We start from the raw sequence: 24,701 nt of genomic DNA, 5'->3' as shown, positions 1-24,701 counted from the left end.
GGATCAGCGAAGATCGATTAGGTTATCGAGCTCATCGATGCCGGTTATGAGCGCGGCCCGCGGCATCCGTCACCGCACAGTGCCTACTGGGGCTTCGCCCCAGACCCGCGGATGCTCACCGCACCCCCCGCATCATCGCGAGCACCGGCTTCACCGAGAACCACAGCGCGATGCCGAGGCCGATCGAGATGAATCCGAGGATGGTGAAGTACGGCACCTCGTTCGCCGGGTCGTAGAACTGCGCCAGCCAGCCCGCCAGTGACGTGCCCAGCGCGACCGACAGGAAGTACAGCGCGACCATCTGCGTGTGGAACCGCTGCGGCGCGAGCTTGGTCGACGCCGACAGGCCGACGGGCGAGATGAACAGCTCGGCGATGGTGAAGACGAGCAGGATGCCGACGATCGCGAGCAGCGGTGTGGAGTTCGGCGCGCCGTTCGCGAACGGCAGGAACAGCAGGAACGCGATGCCCATGATGATCGCGCCGAGTGCGAACTTCACCGGGGTGGAGGGCTGGCGCGTGCCCATCTTGGTCCAGATCGCGGCGAAGACGCCCGACAGGATGATGACGAAGATCGGGTTGATCGAGTTCACCCACGACACCGGCATCTCCCAGCCGAAGATGTCGCGGTTCAGCTGCTTGTCGGAGTAGAGCGTCAGCACCGTGAACTGCTGCTGGTACAGCGACCAGAAGCCGACGTTCACGATGAACAGCGGGATGAAGCCGTACACGCGCGACCGCTCGGTGCCGCTGATCGCACGCGACGACAGGATCACCGCGAAGTAGGCGACCGCTGCCACGAGCGTGACCAGGATCACGATGCCGGCGAGGTTGTCGGCACGCACCACCCCCAGCAGCACGAGCGCGGCGATGACGATGAGCCCCGCGACGGCGACGCCGGCGACGATGAGCCGCCGGTCGTGCGGCAGCGGATTGGGCACCACGCGCGACGACTCGGGCAGCTGCTTGCGCCCGAACGAGTACTGGAGCAGGCCCAGCGCCATGCCCACCGCGGCCGCGGCGAATCCGGCGTGGAAGCCGATCGACGACTGCAGCGCCCCCGTGACGATCGGACCGAAGAAGGCGCCGAGGTTGATGCCGAGGTAGAACAGCGAGAAGCCTGCGTCGCGGCGCGGGTCCTTCTCGGCGTAGAGCGTGCCGACCACCGAGGTCGCATTGGCTTTGAGGCCGCCCGAGCCGACAGCGACGAACACCAGGCCGATGCCGAGGCCCCATGTGCTCGGGAGCACGGCGAGCGCGACGTGCCCCGCCATGATGACGATCGCGCTGTAGAACAGCACGCGCTCCGAGCCGAGCATGCGGTCGGCCACCCACGCGCCGAGGATGGTCGAGAGGTAGACGGTGCCGCCGTACGCGCCGACGATGCCGGTCGCGACGGCCTCGTCGATCCCGAGCCCGCCCTCGGCGACCGAGTAGTACATGTAGAGGAGCAGGATGCCCTGCATGCCGTAGAAGCTGAACCGCTCCCACATCTCCACGCCGAAGATGTGCGCGAGTGCCCACGGCTGGCCGAAGAACCGCGTGTCGTGGTCGCCGCCGTCCGCGGGAGCAGTGGTGCCGGCCGCGTCGGTTCCGCTCGCGCGTGCCGCCGCCTCACCGCCCCGGGTCGAGGGGACCGCCGCCGCCGTCGCGCCGTCCGGCGCCCCCACCGGCACCTGCTCGGGCTCGTCCCGCCGGTCCTGATCCCGCCCGTCCATGCGCGTGCTCCCGTCGCCCCCCGACAATGACGTCAGGCTAGCGGTCGCGCCGGGCCGCCGTCAGTAGGGTGTGTCGCCTGTCGCACACGGCCGCCACGGTGGGCGGTTCGTGCCCGGCGAGCGGGCGACTTCACTCCGGCAGCGACGGATGCCGCTCCTCCGGCGCGCGCCGGGACGGGATGAACACCGCGATGACCAGGGCCACGACCGCGGCGCCGCCACCGAGGATCAGCGACAGCGTGAAGCCGTCGGGGGTCGGAACCGGCACGCCCTCGAAGTCCACGGAGTAGCTCGCGAGCACCGCCCCGACGACGGCGGCGGCCGTGCTCGTGCCGAGCGAGCGGAACAGCGCGTTCAGCCCGTTCGACGCGCCCGTCTCGCTCTGGGGCACGGAGCGCATGATGAGCATCGGCATCGACGCGTAGCCGAAGCCGATGCCCGCGCCGATGAGGATGTTCGCGACGACGAGCTGCCAGACCTCGGTCGACCACAGCAGCGTGAAGCCGTACGCGACGATCAGCGAGACGGCGCCGAGAAGAAGCAGCAGCTTGGGCCCGGTGCGCTGCGCGATGCGGCCCGCGACGGGGGAGAGGAGCATCATCACGATGCCCGACGGCATGACCACGAGACTCGCCGCGAGCAGCGAGAGCCCGAACCCCGCGCCGGTGGCGACCGGCAGCTCGAGCATCTGCGGGTAGACGACGTTCGACGCGAACAGCGAGAACCCCATCGCGACCGACGCGATGTTGGTCAGGAGCACGGCGGGCCGGGCCGCGACCCGGAGATCGAGCAGCGGCTCGGCGATGCGCAGCTCGAACCAGCCCCACAGCAGCAGCACCGCGAGTCCGCCCAGGCCCGAGACGAGGACGGCCGGCGACCCCCAGCCCCATTCGTTGCCGCGCGAGATCGCCAGGAGGACGCCCACCAGGCCCACCGCGAGCCCGGCCGCGCCGACGAAGTCGAAGCGTCCGGCAGTGCGCAGCACGCTCACCGGCACGATCCAGATCACGAGCCCGAACACGACGACGCCGAGGCCCGCCGCCATCCAGAACAGCATGTGCCAGTCGCTGCGCTCGGTGACCACGGCGCTGATCGGCAGGCCGAGCGCCCCGCCCACGCCGAGTGTCGCGCTCATGAACGCGATGGCGGCGTCGACGCGGTCCTCGTGGAGCACGTCGCGCATGATCGAGATGCCGAGCGGCACGACGCCGACGATCGCGCCCTGCAGCGTGCGCCCGACGACGATGCCGACGATCCCGGGCGACAGCGCCGCGATGACGGAGCCCACGATCATCACGGCCACGAGCACGAGCAGGATGCGGCGCTTGCCGTACATGTCGCCGAGGCGCCCCGAGATCGGCGTGATCACCGCGGCCGCGAGCAGCGTCGAGGTCACGACCCAGGCGGTGTCTTCGCGGCTGGCATCGAGCAGCTCGGGCAGCTTCGACTGGATCGGCACCATGAGGGTGAACATGAACGACGAGCACAGGCCCGCCACGGCCAGCACCGCCACGATGGCGCCCTGCCGAGGCATCCGGGTGAGTCGACGTCTCGCGTCCTCGTCACCTGCACCCATCGGTCCAGGCTATCGGCGGCTTCGAGGGGTGGGCTCGGACGCCGTCGGGCCGCGCGGCGGTCCGGCCGTCCCGTACGCAACTCCTGAGGAATCGCGCGGGCGGTCGACGTCGCCCGCGGGGCTCCGTGCCGCGACGACGCGGTGGAAGCAGAAGTTCAGGAGTTGCGCGCGCGGGGGCGGGTGCAGACTGGAGGAATGGCCGACACCGCGACCCCGCCGGGCATCGAGATCCGTCCGCTCGACACCGTCGAGGAGGTGTTCCGCGCGTCCGACGTGCTCGCCGACGTGTGGGGCGGCGACCGCGGCGGGATGCCGCCGAACCTGCTGCGCGCCCTCGCCCACGCGGGCAACTACGCGGTCGGCCTGTACGAGGGTGATGACATGGTCGGGGCCTCCGTCGCCTTCTTCGCCGCCCCCGCCGCGCGTTCGATGCACAGTCACATCACGGGTGTGCTGCCCGATCGCCAGGCGCACGGCCTCGGTCGCCTGCTGAAGCAGCATCAGCGCGAGTGGGCGCTCGCGCGCGACGTCGGTCACATCACGTGGACCTTCGATCCGCTCGTCGCCCGCAACGCCCACTTCAACCTGCGCGTGCTCGGCACCCGTGTGACCGAGTACCTCGTCAACCACTACGGACCCATGGACGACGGCGTCAATCGCGGCGACGAGACCGACCGCATCATGGTGTCGTGGGCGCTCGCCGCGCCGCCCGCGCCGACCCCGGGCGCCGATCGCGTGGTCGCGTCGGTCGCGATCCCGCACGACATCGAGTCCATGCGTCGCGAGGCGCCGACGGATGCCGCGGCCTGGCGCCTGCGCGTGCGCGACGCCGTGCTCGGGCATGTGGCCGACGGCCTCGCCATCGGCGGCTTCGACGACGAGCGCGGCTACCTGTTCGTCCGCGGTCGTTGAGCGAGCGAAGCGAGACGAAACGGCTGGGGCGTTCGCGAGACCTCACTGCGTTTCGTCTCGCTCGCTGGCGCTCGCTCGCTCAACGACCGGGTGGCGGATCCTTGGTGGGGTCGCCGGGCCGCACGTCGGCGTCGTCGCGGATGTCGATCCGCGTCACGCCGTCGCGATGCGTGACGTCGATGCGCGGATCGGCGTCGGATTCGACTGCGTCGGGCGCTGAGGTGAGCTGGTCGCGCCGCTTCTCTTCGTCCGTCATACCCGTGGTGTCTTCAGCGTCCATCGTCATCCTTCTCGCCACGCGTCGCTGGTGAAGTGCGAGCCGGCCTGCGGGCCCATCTGCAGCATCCCGCCGTCGACGCTCCAGCTGGCGCCCGTGACGTAGCCGGCGGACGGTGAGGCGAGGAACGCGACCACCGCCGCGACCTCCTCGGGCCTGCCCGGGCGGCCGAGCGGGATTCCGGGTCGATGCGTGTGCTCGGCGTCTTCGGACTCCATGGCGTTGATCGGCGTCGCGATCTCGCCCGGTGCGACGGCGTTCGCGGTGATCGCGTACTCGCCGAGTTCCTGCGCCATCGTCGCGACGAGACCGCCGAGCCCGTGCTTGGCGGCGACGTACGCGGCCGAGCCGACGCGCGGCTGCGACTCGTGCACGCTCGTGATCGCGATGAGGCGTCCGCCGCGGCCCGCGCGCACCATGTGCCGCGCCGCCGTTTGCAGACCGACGAAGGCGCCGTCGAGGTTCAGCGCGACGATGCGCCGCCAGTCCTCGATCGACACGTCGAGGAACGACCCGCCTGAGCCGCCGCCGGCGTTGTTGACGAACACGTCGATGCCGCCGAGACGCTCGACGAGGTCGTCGAGCGTCGGCGCGACGCGCTCGAGGTCGGTCGCGTCGAACCGTGTCACCTCGGCGGTGCGGCCGCGTTCGCGCACGGCCGCCGCGGTGCGCTCTGCGCCCTCCTGGTCGCTGTGCCACGTGATGCCCACGTCCATGCCTGCGTCGGCGAGCGCCAGGGCGGTGGCCCGGCCGATGCCGGAGTCCGACGCCGTCACGATCACGCGCCGGGGAGCGAAGTCGAAGGTGCCCATATGGCGACGCTAGGCGCCGGACCGTTCTGCCGGCACGGGGTTGCCCTCCCGGGGCCGAGCGGCTACTGCGGCGGGGCCGCAGGAGAACTGCCCTTCCGCGGACGGATCCTGCCCACTTCGTCCTGCGGGACGTCATGTCTCCTGCAGGTGAACCGCGGGCCCCTAGGCTCTCGCCATGCCTGCCCACACCGAGTACCGCGCACACTTCGACTTCGACATCCGCTTCGCCAACGGCGGGGGGATGTCGGGCACCGGCTTCCGGCTCGACCTGCCCTCGCCCGACCTCGCCGAGGACGAGATCGGGCGCCTTCTCGTCACCCACCTCGGGCTGGCGCTGGTCGACGAGGTCGAGCTGCGCGGGCTGCGGATCGTCGAAGAGCCGCATCGCGGCAGTCGCGGCGTCGACGCCTCGACGCCGACGGAGGGGACGGTCCCCACGGCCCGCGGCCGCGTCGTCGACCTGAGCCACCCGATCCGGGCCGGACTCGTCACCTACCCGGGGCTCCCCGCGCCGACGATCACGCCGCACCTCACACGCGAGGACTCGCGCGCCCGGTACGCGCCGGGCACCGAGTTCGCGATGGACGTCATCACGATGATCGGCAACACCGGCACCTATCTCGACTCGCCGTTCCACCGCTACGCGCAGGGTCCCGACCTCGCGGGACTCGATCTCTCGACGCTCGTCGGCCTGCGCGCCGAGGTCTTCCACCTCGAGGACGCGTGGGACTCCTCGAGGCGAGGCATCCGTCCCGAGACGCTCGCCGATCGTGACGTGCGCGGGGCGGCTGTGCTGCTGCACACCGGCTGGGACCGCTGGTTCGGCCGGCCGGAGTACGGCGCCGGCGCTCCCTTCCTCACGGGCGAGGGTGCGCAGTGGCTCATCGACCAGGGCGCGATGCTGGTGGGGATCGACTCGCTCAACATCGACGACACCGAGTCCGGCGGAGAACGGCCGGCCCATTCGCTGCTGCTCGGCGCAGGGGTGCACGTCGTCGAGCACCTCACGAACCTCGGCGCCGTGCCCGCGCGCGGCGCGCGCTTCAGCGCGGCGCCGCCCGCGGTCGAGGGCTTCGGCACGTTCCCGGTTCGGGCGTTCGCGGAGCTTCCCGCGCCCGCGCGCTGAGCGAGCGCAGCGAGTCGAAACGCTCTGAGTGTTCTCGCGGGTCCGGGGCGTTTCGTCTCGCTCGCTGGCGCTCGCTCGCTCAACGACCGGGGGGCTGGCGTCGCTCGCTCAACGACCGGGAGGGGAGGGCTGGCGTCGCTCGCTCAACGACCGGGAGGGGAGGGCTGGCGCTCGCTCGCTCAATGACCGGTGGGGGAGGGCTGGCGCTCGCTCGCTCAACGACCGGTGGGGCGGGCTGGCGCCGCTCGCTCGACGACCGGGGGGCAGGGCTGGCGCCGCTCGCTCAACGACCGGGAGGGGAGGGCTGGCGTCGCTCGGTCGATGACCGGTGGGGGCCTGGCGCCGCTCGGTCGACGACCGGTGCGGGAGCGGTGGTATCTAGCAGGCGCGTTCGCACTCCTTCTCACTGAACAGAGGAGGAGCCATGCGAGAGCACATCGAAACCCTGATCGCGGCGCTGAGCGACGCGCTGCGGCCGGTCGACCGCGTCGCCGTCCGCGTGGTCTCGGCCGAGCCGCGGCGCCGGCGCCCGCGCGTCGCGCGATCGACCTACACGCCGGTGCGCCGCGACCCCGCCGCGCCCACGCGTTTCGCTCACTGATCCGGGCGCCCGGCGCCCGTCGGCGCGGGTGTCCGGCGCGCGTGTCAGTCGGAGTCGTCGGCGGGCGCGCGCGAGGGGATGTCGGTGGGCTTCGCGCCACGCGCCCGGTCCTCGTCGTCCGCGTTGACCTGGGTGTCGGCGGTCGGCGCGTTCGGCCGCCAGTGCATGCTCTTGTTCTGCGCCCAGCGCTTGTCGCGGGCAGCACGCTGCTCGTCGGGCGTCTGCTCGCGGCGGGGGACGGGACGGGTCATCCCCAGAACGTACCCGCCGCACATGTGCGGCTTCCCAGCCTGCCGTGGCCGCGGTGTGCCTGTTCGCGCTCGGAGCGGGCCGTGCGGCGGGCGTACGCTGAGCGCATGCCCATCGCCCGGCCCACGGCATCCGTCGCCCTCGAAAGTGTCGAGCTGCGCGTGCTGCACCTGCCGCTCGTCGCGCCGTTCACCACGTCGTTCGGCACCGAGACGGTGCGCGAGGTCATCGTGGTGCGCGCCCTCACCGCGGACGGCGAGGGCTGGGGCGAGATCGTGACGCAGGCCGACCCGCTGTACTCGAGCGAGTACACGCAGGGGGCGTGGGATGTCGCGCTGCGCTTCTTCGCGCCGGCCCTGCTCGACCGCCATCGCGTCGCCCCGCACGAGGTCGCCGAGGTGCTCGAACCGTTCAAGGGGCACCGCATGGCGAAGGCGGGACTCGAACTCGCGGTGCTCGACGCGGCGCTGCGCGCCGAGGGGCGCAGCTTCGCCGAGTACGCCGGTGCGGTGCGCGACCGCGTGCCGAGCGGGGTGTCGGTCGGCATCCAGCGCGATCCGGCAGCCCTCGTCGACACCGTCCGCGCCTACCTCGACGAGGGATATGTGCGCATCAAGATCAAGATCAAGCCCGGGCGCGACGTCGCCGACACGGCGGCCGTGCGCGACGCCTTCGGCGCGATCCCGCTGCAGGTCGACGCGAACTCCGCCTACACGATGGCGGATGCCGACACCCTGGCCGAGCTCGACCGCTTCGACCTGCTCCTCATCGAGCAGCCGTTGCAGGAGGACGACCTCGTCGACCACGCGACGCTCGCGCGGCGCCTGCACACGCCGGTGTGCCTGGATGAATCCATCGTGTCCGACAAGGCCGCGGCCGATGCACTCGCGCTGGGGTCGGCATCCGTCGTCAACATCAAGGCCGGACGCGTCGGCGGATACCTCGAGGCGCTGCGGATCCACGACCGCTGCCACGCGGCCGGCGTGCCGGTGTGGTGCGGCGGCATGCTCGAGACCGGCATCGGCCGCGCGGCGAACGCGGCGCTCGCGGCGCTGCCGGGGTTCACGCTGCCCGGCGACGTGTCGGCGTCGAGCCGCTTCTACGCCCGCGACATCGTGACCGAGCCGGCGGTGCTCGAGGACGGGCGCGTGCGGGTGCCGACCGGCCACGGCCTCGGCATCGAGATCGACCCCGTCGCGCTCGACGACTTCACCGTCGCGCGCGAGACCCTCGCGCGGTGAACACGCCACGCCGCCGGCAGCGGTGGCCGCTCGGCGCAGGAGCCGCGTGGGTGGGGGCGGTGCTCATGCTGGCCGGTTGCGGCACCCCGGGCGACGCGCCGGCCGTCGAGCCGACGCTGCCGCCGGGGGTGACGGTCGAGCTCATCCAGCTGCGCGCCGACGTCGCCCCGCGGCACGCGCAGGTGCACGTCACGAACGGATCCGGCTCGGCGATCACGATCGGCGACGTGCGCGTCGAGGATCCGCGGTTCGGCGCGCCCGCCGCGCGCGTCGTCGCAGGGCGGACGAGCACCGTGCCGGCGGGCCGCAGCGTCGATGTGCGCGTGCAGCTCGCCGCGGTCGACTGCGACGCCTCGGACGACGGCGAGCCCGTGGTCGTGCTCGAGCTCCTCGCCGACGACGGCAGCACCGAGGTCACGGCATCCGCGTCCGATCCGCTCGGCTTCGTGGCGCCGCTCCACGCCCGCGAGTGCCTGAAGGAACGGCTGACGGATGCCGCGACCCTCGCCTTCACCGGGTTCACGGCATCCGCTCCCGGCGATCCTGCCGCGCTCGAGCTCACGGTCGTGCCGACGGGCGACGGCGCCGCGACGATCGTCGGCGTGCAGCGCACCAACCTGATCGACTTCGGCGGGGCGACCGTCGCCGGCGCCTACCCGCTGGACCTGGAGATCGAACCGGGCGCCGGGCCGAGCGTCGTCGAGCTTCCGCTCGTGCCGTTGCGCTGCGACCCGCACGCCGTGCAGGAGGACAAGCGCGGCACGATCTTCGACGTGCGGATCGAGCTCGACGGCCGACCCGGCGAGATCGAGCTGTTCGTGGGCGACCGGATGCGGGGCGAGATCCTCTCGTGGGTCGCCGCGTGGTGCGGCTTCGGCGGCTGAGTCGCGCGAGCGAACGACCCGCCGCGCGTCACGCGCCCGGGCCCGGGAACGCGCATGGCCGGCCACCCGACGGTGACCGGCCATGCGTGCTCGGTGTCAGCTCACGCGTCGCCGCGCGGCGGCCGCGATGGCCAGGCCGCCGAGGAGCAGCAACAGCCCCGCAGGCAGCAGTCCGCCGAGCGGATCGGCGCCTCCCGTGGCGGGCAGCCTGCCGGTGCCGCCGCCGGTGGAGCCGCCGCCGGTGGAGCCCCCGCCCCCGCCGCCCGACGTGACGGCGATCGTCACGGTGATCGGGGTGGCCTGGGGACCGGTGTTGCCGGCTTCGTCGGTCGCGGTCGCGGTGATGGTGTGCTCGCCGTTCGTGAGCGGCGTGGTCGGCGTGAACGTCCAGTTGCCGGAGCCGTCGGCGGTGGTCGTGCCCGCGGGGACGCCGTCGATGATCACCGTGACCGTCGAGTTCGGCTCGGCGGTGCCGGTGATGTCGGGCGTGTTGTCGGTGAGCGACTGGCCATCGGTCGGGCTGGTGATGACCGGGGCTGCGGGCGGAGTCGTGTCGATGATGAAGGACACCGGGGTCGCCTCGGGGCCGGTGTTGCCGGCTTCGTCGGTGGCCGTGGCGGTGACGGTGTGCGGGCCGTCGGCCAGCGGCGTGCCCGGGGTGAACGTCCAGTTGCCGGAGCCGTCCGCGGTGGTGGTCCCGGCGGGGACGCCGTCGATGATGACGGTGACGGTGGAGTTCGGCTCGGCGGTGCCGGTGATGTCGGGCGTGCTGTCGCCGATCAGCTGCCCTTCCGTGGGGCTCGTGATCACCGGGGCCGCGGGTGCGATCGTGTCGATCGTGAACGACACCTCGTCTGCCGGCGGGCTCACGTTCCCGGCTTCGTCGGTCGCCGTCGCGGTGACGGTGTGCGGGCCGTCGGCCAGCGGTGCACCGGGCGTGAACGTCCAGTTGCCGGAGCCGTCGGCGGTGGTCGTGCCCGCGGGGACGCCGTCGATGATCACCGTGACCGTCGAGTTCGGCTCGGCGGTGCCCGTGATGTCGGGCGTGCTGTCGCCGAGCACCTCACCCTCGGCCGGACTCGTGATCACCGGGGCCGCGGGGGCCGTGGCGTCGATGACGAAGTTCACCGGCGTCGCCTCGGGGCCGGTGTTCCCGGCTTCGTCGGTCGCCGTGGCGGTGACGGTGTGCGGGCCGTCGGCCAGCGGCGTGCCCGGGGTGAACGTCCAGTTGCCGGAGCCGTCGGCCGTGGTCGTGCCGGCCGGGACGCCGTCGATGATGACGGTGACGGTGGAGTTCGCCTCGGCGGTGCCCGTGATGTCGGGCGTGCTGTCGCTGAGCAGCTCGCCTTCCGTCGGGCTCGTGATCACCGGGGCCGCGGGGGCCGTCAGGTCGACCGTGAAGCCCACGGTGTTCGACTCGGGGCTCACGTTGCCGGCGGCGTCCGTCGCGGTCGCGACCGCCGTGTGGGGGCCTTCGGCCAGCGGGGCCGGCGGGGTGAAGGTCCAGTTGCCGGAGCCGTCGGCGGGGGTCGTGCCGGCGGGGACGCCGTCGATGATCACCGTGACCGTCGAGTTCGGCTCGGCGGTGCCCGAGATCGGCGGCGTCGCGGTGTCGACGCTGGAGCCGTCCGCCGGGCTCGTGATCACCGGCGCTGCGGGTGCGGTCGTGTCGACGGTGAAGCCGACGACGTTCGACAGGTCGCTGGTGTTGCCCGCCGAGTCGGTCGCGGTGGCGACGGCCGTGTGCGCGCCCTCCTCCAGCGGGACGGGCGGCACGATCGACCAGTTGCCGGAGCCGTCCGCGGTGGTGGTGCCGATCGACGCCCCGTCGACGAACACCTCGACGGAGGCGTCCGCCTCGGCCGTTCCCGAGATCGTCGGGGTCGTCGTGTTCACCGACGACCCGTCAGCGGGGCTCACGATCACCGGCGGCGCCGGAGCGGTCGCGTCGATGACGAAGTTCACCGGGGTGGCCTCGGGGCCGGTGTTGCCGGCTTCGTCGGTGGCTGTGGCGGTGACGACGTGCGGGCCGTCGGCGAGCGGGGCGGCCGGGGTGAAGATCCAGTTGCCGGAGCCGTCGGCGGTGGTGGTGCCGGCGTCGACACCGTCGATGATCACGGTGACCGTCGAGTCGGGCTCGGCGGTGCCGGTGATGTCGGGCGTGCTGTCGCTGAGCACCTCACCCTCGGTGGGGCTGGTGATGACGGGCGCGGCGGGCGCCACGGTGTCGATCGTGAAGTTCACGAGGTTCGAGTCGGGGCTGACGTTGCCCGCGGCATCCGTCGCCGTCGCCACCACCGTGTGCGGACCGTCGGCGAGCGGGGCCGCCGGGGTGAAGATCCAGTTGCCGGAGCCGTCGGCGGTGGTGGTGCCGGCGTCGACACCGTCGATGATCACGGTGACCGTCGAGTCGGGCTCGGCGGTGCCGGTGATGTCGGGCGTGCTGTCGCTGAGCACCTCACCCTCGGTGGGGCTGGTGATGACGGGCGCGGCGGGCGCCACGGTGTCGATCACGAAGTTCACCGGGGTGGCCTCGGGGCCGGTGTTGCCGGCCTCATCGGTGGCTGTGGCGGTGACCACGTGCGGACCGTCGGCGAGCGGGGCCGCCGGGGTGAAGATCCAGTTGCCGGAGCCGTCGGCGGTGGTGGTGCCGGCGTCGACACCGTCGATGATCACGGTGACCGTCGAGTCGGGCTCGGCGGTGCCGGTGATGTCGGGCGTGCTGTCGCTGAGCACCTCACCCTCGGTGGGGCTGGTGATGACGGGCGCGGCGGGCGCCACGGTGTCGATCGTGAAGTTCACGAGGTTCGAGTCCGGGCTGACGTTGCCCGCGGCATCCGTCGCCGTCGCCACCACCGTGTGCGGGCCGTCCGCGAGCGGAGCGGGCGCGGTGAGCTCCCAGTCGCCGGAGCCGTCGGCGGTGGTGGTGCCGATCGAGGCGCCGTCCACGATGACGTCGACCGTCGAGCCCGCCTCGGCGGTCCCCACGAACGTCGGAGTCGCGGTGCCGACGGAGGCCCCGTCCTCCGGGCTCGTGATCACCGGGGGCTCCGGCGCGACGGTGTCGATCGTGAAGTTCACGAGGTTCGAGTCCGGGCTGACGTTGCCCGCGGCATCCGTCGCCGTCGCCACCACCGTGTGCGCGCCGTCCGCGAGCGGAGCGGGCGCGGTGAACGTCCAGTTGCCTGAACCGTCGGCGGTGGTCGTGCCGGCGAGCACGTCGTCGATGTACACCGTGACCGTGGAGTCCGCCTCGGCCGTTCCGGTGATGTCGGGCGTGTTGTCGTTGAGCACGTCGCCGTCGGCCGGGATGGTGATGACCGGTGCCGGCGGTGCCGTGGCGTCGACCGTGAAGGGCACCGGGGCCGATGGCGGCGAGACCTGATCGGCGACCGTCGCCGTCGCGGTGGCGGTGTGGGGGCCCTCGGCGAGCGGCGTCGTGACGTCGATCGTCCAGTCGCCCAAGCCGTCGGCCGTCGTCGTGCCGATGGAGGCGCCGTCGATGAAGACCTCGACCGTCGATCCCGGCGTCGCGGTTCCCGCGATCGTCGGGGTGGCGCTGGTAGTCGCGCCGCTCGCGGGAACCGTGATGACCGGGGCGGGCGGCGGGCAGTCGATGCCGCCGGCCGGAGCCGTGGCAGAAGCCTGCAGGGGCAGCACGTCGACGGTGGCCTGCGTCACGGCGGGCAACGGCGCGGCCGGAAGCCGCACGCCGATCGTGAGAAGCGAGACGGACGCGGATGCCGATGTCGCCGTCGTCGTCACGCTCGGGGTGTTGAGGCTGACCGTGACCGAGCCGACGCCCAGGATGTTGATGGTCGTGGTCGGGGCCGCCGGCGTCAGCGTCACGCTGCCGGACGGGCCGGTGACGGTGACGGTGGCAGGCGAGTAGTCGACCGTGCCGGCGGAGGTGCCCGTGGCCGTGGCCGTGAGGGTCGTCTCGCCGGCGACCGCCACGGTCACGGTGCCGCCGAGGATGCTGATCCCCGCGACCGTTCCGTCCGCGACGCTCTGAACGCCGTAGTTGAGGCCGGAGTTGTTGACGAGGCTGGTCTGGCCGGTGGTCTCGGACACGCCCAGGCTCACGATGCCGCCGTTGAGTGCGGGCAGCACGCCGACCCCGGCGGTCTGCGTGGTCGCCGACGACAGCACGCCGTCGGTGACGCACGCGGTGTCGAGGCCCCAGTGGGCTTCGTTGAGCGTGGTGATCGCGCCGATGTCGATGAGGCCCGTGACCGCCGCCGCGATGCCGCCCGCGACGGGACCCGCATCCGGCGGCGCCGACACCGAGTTCGTGCTGACCGAGATGGGCAGTCCGACGGCGGCGACCGACAGGTTGCTCGAACTCGACACCGCGCGCGGCGTCGCCGTCGAGCTCGCCGTGGCGGAGCTCGTCGCGATCCCGAGGTCCGCGACGTTCAGGCCGACCGCGGTCGTGGTGACATTGGCGACCTCGCCTCCTGCAGACCCGCTCCACGGGTCTGTCGGTGGTGCGGCGGCGGCGGGCGCGACGGCGCCGACCGTTCCGATCACCAGGGCGAGTGCAGCCGCAGCCGACGCGAACAGAGAGCGCTTCATTGTTCCCCCACGTGGAGCTCTATCCCGGTCCGGCTGCCTGTTGCCGGGCGGTGACCCCCGATCGGAACCTAGCCGCGGCGTGCTGTGCGGCGGTATCCCCCATTTGGGGGACAGGCGCCTGATCGGGCGAGAAGCGCCCCGGCCGTGAGGATTCCGTGAGGGCGCGGGCGTCCGCGGCCCGGACGGCACTACGTTGTCGGAGTGCGTCGACGTTCCCCCGAGGTGTCCGCCCGTCGGCGATCGGCCGTGGTGCGGTTCCGGCTCCACCCCGCCCAGGCGGTCGTGGTGGGCTTCGGAGCGGCCATCGCGGCGGGCACCGTCCTGCTGATGCTGCCCATCGCGAAGGCCGGTCCGGGTGGCGCCTCCTTCGTCGAGGCGCTGTTCACCGCGACCAGCGCGGTGTGCGTGACCGGGCTCGTCGTCGTCGACACCCCGACCTACTGGTCGGGATTCGGTCAGGCCGTGATCCTGCTGCTGATCCAGCTCGGCGGCCTCGGCATCATGATCTTCGCGTCGCTGATCGGGCTGCTGCTGGCACGCAAGCTCTCGGTGAGATCGCGGCTGAACGCGGCGACCGAGGCCAAGGCGCTGGGGCTGGAGGACGTGCGCGGCGTCGTCCGGGGCATCGTGCTGATCTCGGTGATCATCGAGGCGGCGGTGTTCGTGCCGCTGTTCCTGCGATTCGTGTTCCAGTACGGCTACTCACCGGGCGATGCCGCCTGGCACAGCGTGTTCCACGCGGTGTCGTCGTTCAACAACGCGGGCTTCTCGCTCTACGGCGACAGCCTCATGCGATTCGTGGCGGACCCCTTCATCTGCCTGCCGATCGCCATCGCGATCATCCTCGGCGGCCTGGGCTTCCCGGTGATCATGCAGCTGCGCCGGGAGTTCCGGCATCCGCTGCACTGGGCCATGAACACGAAGCTCGTGCTGGCGGCGACGGCCGCGCTCCTGGTCGCCGGCACGGTGTACATCACCGTCATCGAGTGGAGCAACCCTGCGACGCTCGGCCGCCTCGACCCCGCCGTGCGCGTGATGGCCGGGTTCTTCCAGTCGGTGCAGACGCGCACCGCCGGCTTCAACTCCGTCGACATCGGCGCCCTGCACGACGAGACCTGGCTCGGCATGGACGTGCTGATGTTCATCGGCGGCGGCCCCGCGGGAACCGCGGGCGGCATCAAGGTCACCACGTTCGCGGTGCTCTTCTTCATCATGCTCACCGAGCTGCGCGGCGAGGGCGCCGTGAACATCTTCGGGAAGCGGCTGTCTCGCGCCGTGCACCGGCAGGCGATCACGGTGGTGCTGATCGCCGTCGCCGCCGTGGTCGCGGGAACCGGGGCGATCATGCTCCTGACCGGCGAGAACCTCGACCGGGCCCTCTTCGAGACGGTATCCGCCTTCGGTACGGTGGGGCTGTCGACCGGGATCACCACGGACCTCTCGGATCCCGCACGCGTCGTGCTCGTGCTGATGATGTTCCTCGGCAGGCTCGGCCCGCTCACCCTCGGATCCGCGATCGCGCTGCGCGAGCGGCGCATCCTCTACGAATACCCGAAAGAGAGGCCCGCAATTGGTTAGATTCCCGCACTTCGGCGCGACGGACCGTTCCCGGCGCATCGCCGAGGCCGGCTCGGTCGCCGTCATCGGCCTGGGCCGGTTCGGACGCGCCCTCGCCCTCGAACTGATGGCCGGGGGCACGGAGGTGCTCGGCATCGACGTGGAGGAGGACCTCGTCCAGTCCCTCAACGGCGAGCTCACGCAGGTCGTCCGGGCGGACTCCACCAAGCGAGAGGCCTTGGAGCAGCTCGCCGTCGACGAGTTCGACCGTGTGGTGGTCGCGATCGGCGGCGACGTGTCGGCATCCATCCTCACGTGCTCGGTGCTGCTCAGCATGAACATCCCCGCCATCTGGGCGAAGGCGGTCACCGACCAGCACGGCCTCATCCTCGAGCAGCTCGGCGTGCACAAGGTGATCTACCCCGAGAAGGATATGGGCCGCCGCGTCGCGCACCTGGTGCGCGGTGCCGCGCTGGACTTCATCGAGATCGCCCCCGGTTACGCGATGGTCAAGGCGCCCGCGCCGTCGTCGATCCTCGACATGCCGCTCGGCGACACCGGACTGCGGCGCACGCACGGGGTCACGATCGCGGCGTTCCAGCACGGCGACGACCCGTGGGACAACGCCGACAACCGCACCGTGCTGCGCGCGGGCGACACCATCCTCGTCGTGGGCAAGACCGGCGACGCCGAGGCGTTCGCCCAGCTGCTGTGAGTCGCCTGCCGCTCCTGCCCCCGACGCGATAGCGTATGCGTCGGAGTGCCGGGAAGCCTGGTCGGCGATGTCCATCATCGACCAGGAGGAAGACATGAAGGTCCTCATCTTCACCTTCGGCACCCGTGGCGACATCGAGCCGTTCGCCGCCCTCGCGGAGCGGATCGCCCGAGCGGGCCACACCGCGGTGCTCGCCGCGCCGGAGGCGTACCGCGGCGCGGTGGCGGAGCCGGCCGGGTTCCTGCCCATGGCGACCGAGATGGACGAGGTCATGCGCGCCGGCATGACGGGCATGAGCGGTCCGTCCCAGGCGCTCGGGATCGCACGGCGCATGTCGGCCGCGATGAAGAAGTCCCTCGACGAGCAATGGGATGCCGCGCAACAGGTCGAGCCGACGATCATCGTCTCCCATCCGAAGGCTCTGGGTGGTCCGCACGTGGCCGAGCGCCTCGGCATCCCGGTGGTGCCCTCGCTGCCGCTGCCGTTCCTGACGCCCACCGCGGCCTTCCCCGTCCCCTTCATCGCACGGTCGTTCCCGGGATCGTGGAATCGTGCCAGCTACCAGTTCAACCGCTTCACGGCGCTCGCGTACGGAGGGATGATCAACAGGTTCCGTCGCGAGAAGCTCGGTCTTGCGCGCATGAGCCGCTTCAGCGACTACTTGCACGCGGCCGACGGATCGCGGGTTCCGGTGCTCTACCCGTTCAGTCGTCACGTGGTCCCCGTGCCCGCCGACTACCCCGCGTCGGCGCACGTCACCGGGTACTGGTTCCGCGACGACCCCGAGGCGGCACCGGCTCCGTCGCCGCGGCTGCAGGAGTTCCTCGCCGCCGGCGCGCCGCCGATCTACGTCGGCTTCGGCAGCATGGGGTTCGGGCGGGGTGCCGAGGCCCGCGGCCGCCTGGTGATGGAGGCGGTGCTCGAGGCCGGCGTGCGCGCCGTGGTCTCGACCGGGTGGGGAGCCCTCCACGCGCAGTCGACCGCCGAGGTCATGGTCGTCGACGAGGTCTCGCACCGCTGGCTGTTCCCCCGGGTCGCCGCGGTCGTGCACCACGGCGGGTCGGGCACCACGGCCGCCGGCCTGCGCGCCGGCCGGCCGACCCTCGTGTGCCCGGTGCTGGGCGATCAGCCGTTCTGGGGGCGACGGGTCCACGAACTCGGCGCCGGCCCCGAGCCGCTCCCGCTCCGCCGTGCGACGGCCGAGACGCTCACCGACCGCATCCGCAGGCTCGTGGGCGACCCCGGCTACGCCGGGAAGGCGGCCGCGATCGGCGAGGCGATCGAGCAGGAGGACGGCACGGCGCGGGCGCTCGAGGTGCTCCTCGAGATCGAGGCCGCGCACGCGGCCCATCGCAGCACCGCGTGAGCGATCTCCGGCGCCCGGGCGGCGTGCCCGACGCCGATAGAATCGACGGATGCCGCGGTCTGCGGCCGCCGGACCGAGTGCTCGCCCTGCGAGCGCGTCGTGATCGTCCTGCGCCTTCGTGCACCCCCTTCCCGACCATTGGAGCCACCGTGGCCGAACAGTCCCGCCTCGACAAAGTCATCGCCCTCGCCCGCCACCGCGGGTTCGTGTTCCAGGCCGGTGAGATCTACGGCGGATCCCGGTCGGCGTGGGACTACGGCCCGCTCGGCACCGAGCTCAAGGAGAACATCCGCCGGCAGTGGTGGCAGACGTTCGTGCGCGGCCGGGGCGACATGGTCGGGCTCGACTCGTCGGTGATCCTGCCCAAGCGCGTGTGGGAGGCATCCGGTCACGTCGACACGTTCACCGACCCCCTCGTCGAGTGCCTGCAGTGCCACAAGCGGTTCCGCGCCGACAATCTCATCGAGGACTTCGAGGCGCGCAAGGGCCGCAAGGCCGAGAACGGCCTCGCCGACATCCCGTGCCCCAACTGCGGCACGAAGGGGCAGTACACCGAGCCCAAGGCGTTCTCGGGTCTGGTGAAGACCTACCTCGGCGTCGTCGACGACGAATCGGGCCTGCACTACCTGCGCCCCGAGACCGCTCAGGGCATCTTCGTGAACTTCTCGAACGTGCTCACCGCCAGCCGCAAGAAGCCGCCGTTCGGCATCGGCCAGGTGGGCAAGGCCTTCCGCAACGAGATCACGCCGGGCAACTTCATCTTCCGCACGCGCGAGTTCGAGCAGATGGAGATCGAGTTCTTCACGCCGCCGGCCGAGGCGCAGCACTGGTTCGAGCACTGGGTGGAGGAGTGCTGGAACTGGTTCACCGACCTGGGCATCGACCCGGCGAACATGCGCCGGTTCGACGTGCCCGAGGACGAGCGCGCGCACTACTCAGCCGGCACCATCGACGTCGAGTACCGCTTCGGATTCCCCGGCAAGGAGTGGGGCGAGCTCATGGGCGTCGCCAACCGCACCGACTACGACCTCGGCAGCCACACCGAGGCGTCGGGGCAGTCGCTGTCGTACTTCGATCAGGCGTCGGGCGAGAAGTACATCCCGTACGTGATCGAACCGTCGTTCGGCCTCACCCGCAGCATGATGGCGTTCCTCGTCGACGCGTACCACGAGGAGGAGGCGCCGAACGCGAAGGGCGGCACCGACACCCGCACGGTGCTCAAGCTCGACCCGCGCCTGGCGCCGGTCAAGGCCGCGATCCTGCCGCTCTCGCGCAACGAGCAGCTGTCTCCGATCGCGCGCGAGGTGGCCGAAGACCTCCGCGGCGAGTGGAACATCGACTTCGACGACGCGGGCGCCATCGGCCGCCGCTACCGCCGCCAGGACGAGATCGGCACGCCGTTCTGCGTCACCGTCGACTTCGACTCGCTCGAGGACCGCGCCGTCACCGTGCGCGACCGCGACACCATGGGCCAGGAGCGCGTGCCGCTCGAGGGCCTCAAGTCCTACCTCGCGGAGCGTCTGCGCGGAGCCTGACGCTCCCGCCGTCGCGGCCGCGCGGTGTTCCGCCGTGCGGTGGCAACGGTCCTAGGCTGGCCGATGCGGGCGACGGAGCCCGCGACGGGGAGTGGACGTGACCGCGAGCAACATCGAGATCGCACAGCGGGCCGAACTGCGGCCGATCACCCGGATCGCCGAGAGCCTCGGCATTCCGGACGACGCCCTCGAGCCGTACGGGCGCTACAAGGCCAAGGTCTCGCTGGCGCATGTGCGCACGCTGCGCGAGCGCCCGCGCGGGCGCCTCGTGCTGGTGACGGCGGTCTCGCCCACACCCGCGGGCGAGGGCAAGACCACGACGACGGTGGGGCTCGGCGACGCGCTGACCCGCATCGGTGAGCGCGCCATGATCTGCCTGCGCGAGCCGGCGCTCGGGCCGGTGTTCGGCATGAAGGGCGGCGCGGCGGGCGGCGGCTACGCGCAGGTCGTGCCGATGGAAGACATCAACCTCCACTTCACGGGCGACTTCCCGGCGATCGCCGTGGCCACCAATCTGCTCGCGGCGCTGATCGACAACCACATCCATCACGGCAACGAGCTCGGCATCGATGTGCGGCGCGTGACCTGGCGGCGCGTGCTCGACGTCAACGACCGGGCCTTGCGCGACACGGTCGTGGGCCTCGGCGGCCCGTCGAACGGATACCCGCGCGAGAGCGGGTTCGACATCGTGGTGGCGTCCGAGGTCATGGCGATCTTCTGCCTCGCGACGGATCTCGCCGACCTCAAGGAGCGCCTCGGCGACATCGTCGTCGGATACACGCGCGACCGCGCGGCGATCCGGGCGCGCGACCTCCACGCGCACGGCGCGATGGCCGCGCTCCTGCGCGACGCCCTCGCGCCGAACCTCGTGCAGACCCTCGAGCACACGCCGGCGTTCGTGCACGGCGGCCCGTTCGCCAACATCGCACACGGCTGCAACTCGTTCATCGCGACGGATGCCGCGCTCCGGCTGGCCGACTACGTCGTGACCGAAGCGGGCTTCGGCGCCGACCTCGGCGCCGAGAAGTTCGTCGACATCCTGTGCCGGTCGACAGGTCTGCGTCCGGACGCCGCCGTGATCGTCGCGACGGTGCGGGCGCTGAAGTACCACGGCGGCGTCGAGGTGGCAGACCTCGCCCGTGAGGATGTCGCGGCGGTCGAGCTCGGCGCCGCCAACCTGCGCCGTCACCTCGAGACGGTGCGCGAGACGTTCGGCATTCCCGCCGTCGTCGCCATCAACCATCGTGCGGAAGACACGGATGCCGAGACCGCGGCGCTCGTCGCGATCGTCGAGGCCGCGGGGGCGGAGGCGGTCGTCGCGCGGCACTTCGCCGAGGGCGGCGCCGGAGCCGAGGATCTCGCCCGTGCGGTCGTGCGCCTGTGCGCGGAGCCCGCGGCGGACTCGGCATCCGGACTTCGCTTCACCTACCCCGACGACGCCACCCTGTGGCAGAAGATGACGGCGATCGCGACCCGCATCTACGGAGCATCCGAGGTCACGGCCTCGACGGCGGTGCGCGCGCAGATCCGGCGCCTGCAGAACGAGGGCTACGGCGCGTACCCGGTGTGCGTCGCCAAGACCCAGTACTCGTTCTCGACCGACCCGCGGCTGCGCGGTGCGCCGACCGGCCACGTGGTCGACATCCGCGAGGTGCGCCTCGCCGCCGGCGCCCGGTTCGTGGTGATGGTCTGCGGCGACATCATGACGATGCCGGGGCTGCCGGCGGTGCCGGCCGCGACCACGATCGACGTCACCGAGGACGGGCGGATCGTCGGGCTGTTCTAGCCGCCGGTGCGCGCGGTCATGCTGCGGGGAAGGAGCGCACGCGCTGTACCCGCAGCGTGTGGGGGAGGGCGTCGGTGTCGCGACTGCCGTCCGCGCGGGGGAACTCGTAGACGTCGAGCATGAACTGCACCGGGTAGTCCAGGCGCTGGGCGACGGTCTTGACCCAGCGGCCGTCGACGAAGAAGCGCACGCGTTCGGCGGTCCACTCGACCGCATAGTCGTGGAAGTCGGTGAGGTCGCCGTCGACGCGGATCTTCTCGAAGTCCTCGTGCAGTCGAGGGTCGTTCTGCGGCTTGACGCCGACGCCGACCCAGCCGCCCTCGTCGTCGAGGTCGCGACCGAAGATCTCGGCGATGCACAGTTCGCCGCAGTCGTCGGGGCGGTCCTCGAACCCGATCGGCCAGAACGCGACCATCGCGTCGGGGTGGCGGATGGCGGCCAGCCGCACCTCGATGACGCCGTGGTGCACGAGCCACAGCCGGCGCTCCGGCTGCTCCTCGCGCACGACCAGACCCTCGCGGAAGCGGTGCTGTCCGATGCCGCTGCCGACAGGTCCTGAGAACTGCCCGGTCTGCAGGTGCGACACGCGCAACTCGCCGTCGAGGTCGGGAGCCCAGGGGGCGGTGTCGTCCTCGATCGACAGTTCCAGGCCGCGCGGGCCGGTCCGCACGCGGGCGGCCGAGGCGTCCCGTGACGCCCAGTGAGGTGTGTAGTACGGCCACCAGCGCGTCTGGTCGAGCCCGGGAGCGGTGAACGTCTCGTCGACGTCGGCCACCCGGGCGGACAGGTCGAGGGGTGACATGTCGAGCACCCAGATGTTGAAGGTCAGCGCGCCGCCGCGCCACGGTGCGGTGGCCGATCCGCGGTGCTCGAACCCGGCGCTGCGGCACAGGGCGTTCGATGCCGCATTGCCGACGCCGGGGTATGCGACGAGCAGGTCGCGATCGCCGCGCTCGGCGACGGCGCGGATGAGCAGGCGCAGCGCCTGGCGCGCGATGCCCCGGCCCTGCCACTCGGGCAAGACGTTCCACCCGGTCTCCCAGGCCGGAGTGCCGTCGTGCTCGACCTGCCAGTAGCCGATGCCGCCCACCGGCGTGCCGTCGAGCTCGATGCGGAACATGGCCGCCTCGCCCGCCGCCATCAGGCGCAGATACCGGTCGTGCCGCTCCTCGAGCTGCGCCGCCGTCTCGGGCCCGCCCAGCTGGGCCGTCATCTCCGGCGTGTTGGCACGCTGCAGCAGGGGAAGGTCTCCCGGACCCCACGGCGCGAGCGTCAGGGTTCCGTCCATCGCTCCATTGTGCGCCGCACCTCCGACACCCGCAGCGGCCCCACGGGGAGGCGTCGCGCGCCGGGCTGTGCGTCTCGCACAACCCGACGGCCCGACGCCACCCCCGCACCTTGTGGGTATCCACCAGACGCTTTGAGGCCAGGTTGTGGGAGTTCTACGGTCGAAGGGAGTTTGCACCCCATCCGTCGCACCCGAGAGGTGATGCACATGGCCGACGCCGTCCGCACGAAGAAGCCCGCAGTCCACAAGCGCACGCCCGCCGGCGGCGCCCCGACCGCACCGCACACCGCGGAGGAGGCGGCCGAGCCGCGCATCGATGTGGCCGCGGTCACCGATCTGCTCCTCGGCACGTGGGCCGAGACCCGCCGCGAGGCGCGCGAGATGATCAAGGACCCCGCGTTCTGGCGCATCGAGGGCCAGCCCATGCCTGAGCACCGCGAGCGCGTGCTCACCCAGCTGCACCTGCTCGTCGAGCACGGCGGATCGCGCCGTGCGATGCCCGAGGCGTACGGCGGGAAGAACGACAACGGCGCCAACCTCGCAGGGTTCCAGGAGCTCGTGCTCGCCGACCCCAGCCTGCAGATCAAGTCCGGCGTCCAGTGGGGGCTGTTCGGGTCGGCGATCTTCCAGCTCGGCACCGAGAAGCACCACGAGAAGTGGCTGGAGGCGGTCATCGACCTGAGCCTTCCCGGCGCGTTCGCGATGACCGAGACCGGACACGGATCGGATGTCGCCGCCATCGGCACGACCGCGACCTACGACCCCGACACCGAGGAGTTCGTCATCCACACGCCGTTCCGCGGCGCGTACAAGGACTACCTGGGCAACGCGGCACTGCACGGCAAGGCGGCCACGGTGTTCGCGCAGCTCATCACGGGCGGGGTCAACTACGGCGTGCACTGCTTCTTCGTGCCGATCCGCGACGACGAGGGCGCCATGCTGCCCGGCATCGTCAGCGAGGACGACGGCGTCAAGGGCGGCCTCAACGGCATCGACAACGGCCGGCTCGCGTTCGACCACGTGCGCGTGCCGCGGTTCAACCTGCTCGACCGTTACGGCCAGGTCGCCGCCGACGGCTCGTACACCAGCGACATCGCAAGCCCGGGCCGACGCTTCTTCACGATGCTCGGCGCGCTGGTGCAGGGGCGGGTGTCGCTCGACGGCGCCTCGACCACCGGCACCGCGCTGGCCCTGCACATCGCGCTCACGTATGCGAACCAGCGCCGCCAGTTCGATTCGGGCGCGGGCACCGAAGAGGTCGTGCTGCTCGACTACGGCAAGCACCAGCGGCGCCTCCTGCCCCTCCTCGCGCAGAACTACGCCCAGTTCTTCAGCCACGATGAGCTGCTGAAGAAGTTCGACGGCGTGTTCTCGGGCCGCGCCGACACCCCCGACGAGCGCGAGGACCTCGAGACGCTCGCCGCGGCGCTCAAGCCCCTCAGCACCTGGAACGCCCTCGCGACGATCCAGGAGGCGCGCGAGGCGTGCGGCGGTTCGGGCTTCCTCGCCGAGAACCGCATGGTGGGGCTCCACCAGGACCTCGACGTCTACGTCACCTTCGAAGGCGACAACAACGTGCTGCTGCAGCTCGTCGGCAAGCGGCTGCTGTCGGACTTCGCCAAGCAGTTCAAGGGGAAGGATGCCGCGGCCCTCGCCCGCTACGCCGTCGGCCAGACCGCGGGCAAGCTGTTCCACGGCGCCGGCCTGCGTCAGCTCGGGCAGGCCGTCGCCGATCTCGGCTCGACCGCCCGCTCCGTGGAGCTGGGCCTGCGCGAGGAGCAGCAGCACGAGCTGCTCGCGGGTCGCGTGGAGCAGATGGTGGCGGATGTCGCGGCGGCACTGCGCCCCGCCTCGAAGCTGTCCCCCGCCGAGGCGGCGGCGCTGTTCAACACCCACCAGGCCGAGCTCATCGAGGCCGCCCGTGCGCACGGCGAGCTGCTGCAGTGGGAGGCGTTCACCGATGGCGTGAACCACATCGCCGACGAGGGCACCCGGCGCGTGCTGACGTGGCTGCGCGACCTGTTCGGCCTGCATCTGATCGAGAAGCACCTCGCGTGGTACCTCATCAACGGGCGTCTCTCGACCCAGCGCGCGGCATCCGTCTCCCGCTACATCGACCGCCTGTGCGCGCGGCTCCACCCGCACGCGCAGGACCTCGTCGACGCCTACGGCTTCGAGCCCGAGCACGTGCGCGCCCCCATCGCCTCGGGCGCCGAGCGGCAGCGCCAGGACGAGGCCCGCGAGTACTACCGCGCGCTCGCGGCGTCGGGCGACGCCCCGGTCTCCGAGAAGTCGCTCAAGAAGAAGCAGGGCGCCTGATCACGAAAAGGTAACGAATCGCGGCGGTCTGTCAGGAACCGCGACACAGCGGACACATCCCTGTGAAGGCTCCTCCCGACAGCCGCGCCATCGGGCTTCGCGCGCGGTGGGAGGGTCTTCACGGGGGATCGCGTTCTGGGGACGCGGTCCCCTTACCTCTGC

18 protein-coding genes are annotated in these 24,701 nt (G+C 71.7%); 11 read left to right on the top strand and 7 right to left on the bottom strand.

All coding sequences use genetic code 11. The features are described from left to right. Positions 1–115: 115 nt before the first annotated feature. Together IM778_RS15830 and IM778_RS15825 are read right to left on the bottom strand one after the other, a co-directional pair. Positions 116–1,717 (bottom strand): peptide MFS transporter, encoded by a 1,602-nt coding sequence (locus IM778_RS15830; protein WP_194409769.1) that lies wholly within the window; start codon positions 1,715–1,717, stop codon positions 116–118. A 130-nt stretch (positions 1,718–1,847) separates the two neighbouring features. Then, positions 1,848–3,251, bottom strand: coding sequence for an MFS transporter (locus tag IM778_RS15825; RefSeq protein WP_194409768.1), 1,404 nt, complete (start codon positions 3,249–3,251; stop codon positions 1,848–1,850). Between the two features lie 237 nt (positions 3,252–3,488). On the opposite strand from IM778_RS15825, the gene IM778_RS15820 reads away from it, so the two are divergent. Then, on the top strand, positions 3,489–4,205 hold the full coding sequence (locus IM778_RS15820; RefSeq protein WP_194409767.1) for a GNAT family N-acetyltransferase: 717 nt from the start codon (positions 3,489–3,491) through the stop codon (positions 4,203–4,205). A gap of 79 nt (positions 4,206–4,284) precedes the next feature. Here IM778_RS15820 and IM778_RS15815 read toward each other — a convergent pair whose 3' ends face one another. After that, a complete protein-coding gene (locus IM778_RS15815; RefSeq protein WP_228484604.1) occupies positions 4,285–4,485 on the bottom strand; it encodes a hypothetical protein in 201 nt (66 codons plus the stop codon). Between the two features lie 2 nt (positions 4,486–4,487). After that, positions 4,488–5,294 carry an SDR family oxidoreductase gene (locus IM778_RS15810; protein ID WP_194409765.1) on the bottom strand — a complete coding sequence of 269 codons (807 nt, stop codon included), beginning with the start codon at positions 5,292–5,294 and terminating at the stop codon, positions 4,488–4,490. Positions 5,295–5,469: 175 nt separating this feature from the next. Here IM778_RS15810 and IM778_RS15805 point away from each other — a divergent pair, with 175 nt between their 5' ends. Together IM778_RS15805 and IM778_RS15800 are read left to right on the top strand one after the other, a co-directional pair. Continuing rightward, the gene (locus IM778_RS15805; protein ID WP_194409764.1) at positions 5,470–6,420 is read left to right on the top strand and encodes a cyclase family protein; all 951 of its coding nucleotides are present in this window, start codon (positions 5,470–5,472) and stop codon (positions 6,418–6,420) included. A gap of 424 nt (positions 6,421–6,844) precedes the next feature. Beyond that, a complete protein-coding gene (locus tag IM778_RS15800) occupies positions 6,845–7,021 on the top strand; it encodes a hypothetical protein (RefSeq protein ID WP_194409763.1) in 177 nt (58 codons plus the stop codon). Positions 7,022–7,065: 44 nt separating this feature from the next. Here IM778_RS15800 and IM778_RS15795 read toward each other — a convergent pair whose 3' ends face one another. Further along, positions 7,066–7,272 (bottom strand): hypothetical protein, encoded by a 207-nt coding sequence (locus tag IM778_RS15795; RefSeq protein ID WP_194409762.1) that lies wholly within the window; start codon positions 7,270–7,272, stop codon positions 7,066–7,068. Between the two features lie 105 nt (positions 7,273–7,377). Between IM778_RS15795 and menC the strand changes: the two genes are divergently transcribed. Then, the gene (gene menC / locus IM778_RS15790; RefSeq protein WP_194409761.1) at positions 7,378–8,511 is read left to right on the top strand and encodes an o-succinylbenzoate synthase; all 1,134 of its coding nucleotides are present in this window, start codon (positions 7,378–7,380) and stop codon (positions 8,509–8,511) included. Then, positions 8,508–9,395, top strand: coding sequence for a hypothetical protein (locus tag IM778_RS15785; RefSeq protein WP_228484603.1), 888 nt, complete (start codon positions 8,508–8,510; stop codon positions 9,393–9,395). Before menC ends, IM778_RS15785 begins: the two co-directional genes overlap by 4 nt. Positions 9,396–9,491: 96 nt before the next feature. Here the strand turns inward: IM778_RS15785 and IM778_RS15780 are convergent, their stop codons facing one another. Further along, complete coding sequence (locus tag IM778_RS15780) at positions 9,492–13,973, bottom strand: Ig-like domain-containing protein (protein WP_194409760.1); 4,482 nt, start codon at positions 13,971–13,973, stop codon at positions 9,492–9,494. Between the two features lie 201 nt (positions 13,974–14,174). Between IM778_RS15780 and IM778_RS15775 the strand changes: the two genes are divergently transcribed. The 5 genes from IM778_RS15775 (at position 14,175) to IM778_RS15755 (ending at position 20,932) form a co-directional block, all read left to right on the top strand. Further along, positions 14,175–15,551, top strand: a complete 1,377-nt coding sequence (locus tag IM778_RS15775; RefSeq protein WP_420488835.1) for a TrkH family potassium uptake protein — start codon at positions 14,175–14,177, stop codon at positions 15,549–15,551. Beyond that, a complete protein-coding gene (locus IM778_RS15770; RefSeq protein ID WP_194409759.1) occupies positions 15,544–16,245 on the top strand; it encodes a potassium channel family protein in 702 nt (233 codons plus the stop codon). The genes IM778_RS15775 and IM778_RS15770 overlap by 8 nt, the downstream gene beginning before the upstream one ends. A gap of 67 nt (positions 16,246–16,312) precedes the next feature. Next, positions 16,313–17,611 carry a glycosyltransferase gene (locus IM778_RS15765; protein ID WP_194409758.1) on the top strand — a complete coding sequence of 433 codons (1,299 nt, stop codon included), beginning with the start codon at positions 16,313–16,315 and terminating at the stop codon, positions 17,609–17,611. 149 nt (positions 17,612–17,760) lie between these two features. Then, complete coding sequence (locus IM778_RS15760) at positions 17,761–19,146, top strand: glycine--tRNA ligase (RefSeq protein ID WP_194409757.1); 1,386 nt, start codon at positions 17,761–17,763, stop codon at positions 19,144–19,146. A gap of 97 nt (positions 19,147–19,243) precedes the next feature. Further along, on the top strand, positions 19,244–20,932 hold the full coding sequence (locus IM778_RS15755) for a formate--tetrahydrofolate ligase (RefSeq protein WP_194409756.1): 1,689 nt from the start codon (positions 19,244–19,246) through the stop codon (positions 20,930–20,932). A 16-nt stretch (positions 20,933–20,948) separates the two neighbouring features. Here the strand turns inward: IM778_RS15755 and IM778_RS15750 are convergent, their stop codons facing one another. Continuing rightward, positions 20,949–22,220 carry a GNAT family N-acetyltransferase gene (locus tag IM778_RS15750; protein WP_194409755.1) on the bottom strand — a complete coding sequence of 424 codons (1,272 nt, stop codon included), beginning with the start codon at positions 22,218–22,220 and terminating at the stop codon, positions 20,949–20,951. Positions 22,221–22,427: 207 nt separating this feature from the next. On the opposite strand from IM778_RS15750, the gene IM778_RS15745 reads away from it, so the two are divergent. After that, entirely contained in the window at positions 22,428–24,539 is a 2,112-nt protein-coding gene (locus tag IM778_RS15745) for an acyl-CoA dehydrogenase family protein (protein ID WP_194409754.1), read from the top strand. The last annotated feature ends 162 nt before the right edge of the window (positions 24,540–24,701 follow it).

It is taken from the genome of Microbacterium cremeum (genome assembly GCF_015277855.1).
Classification (GTDB): domain Bacteria; phylum Actinomycetota; class Actinomycetes; order Actinomycetales; family Microbacteriaceae; genus Microbacterium; species Microbacterium cremeum.
Note: the sequence above shows the minus strand (reverse complement) of the source record. Positions and strands in the feature narration are given on the sequence as shown.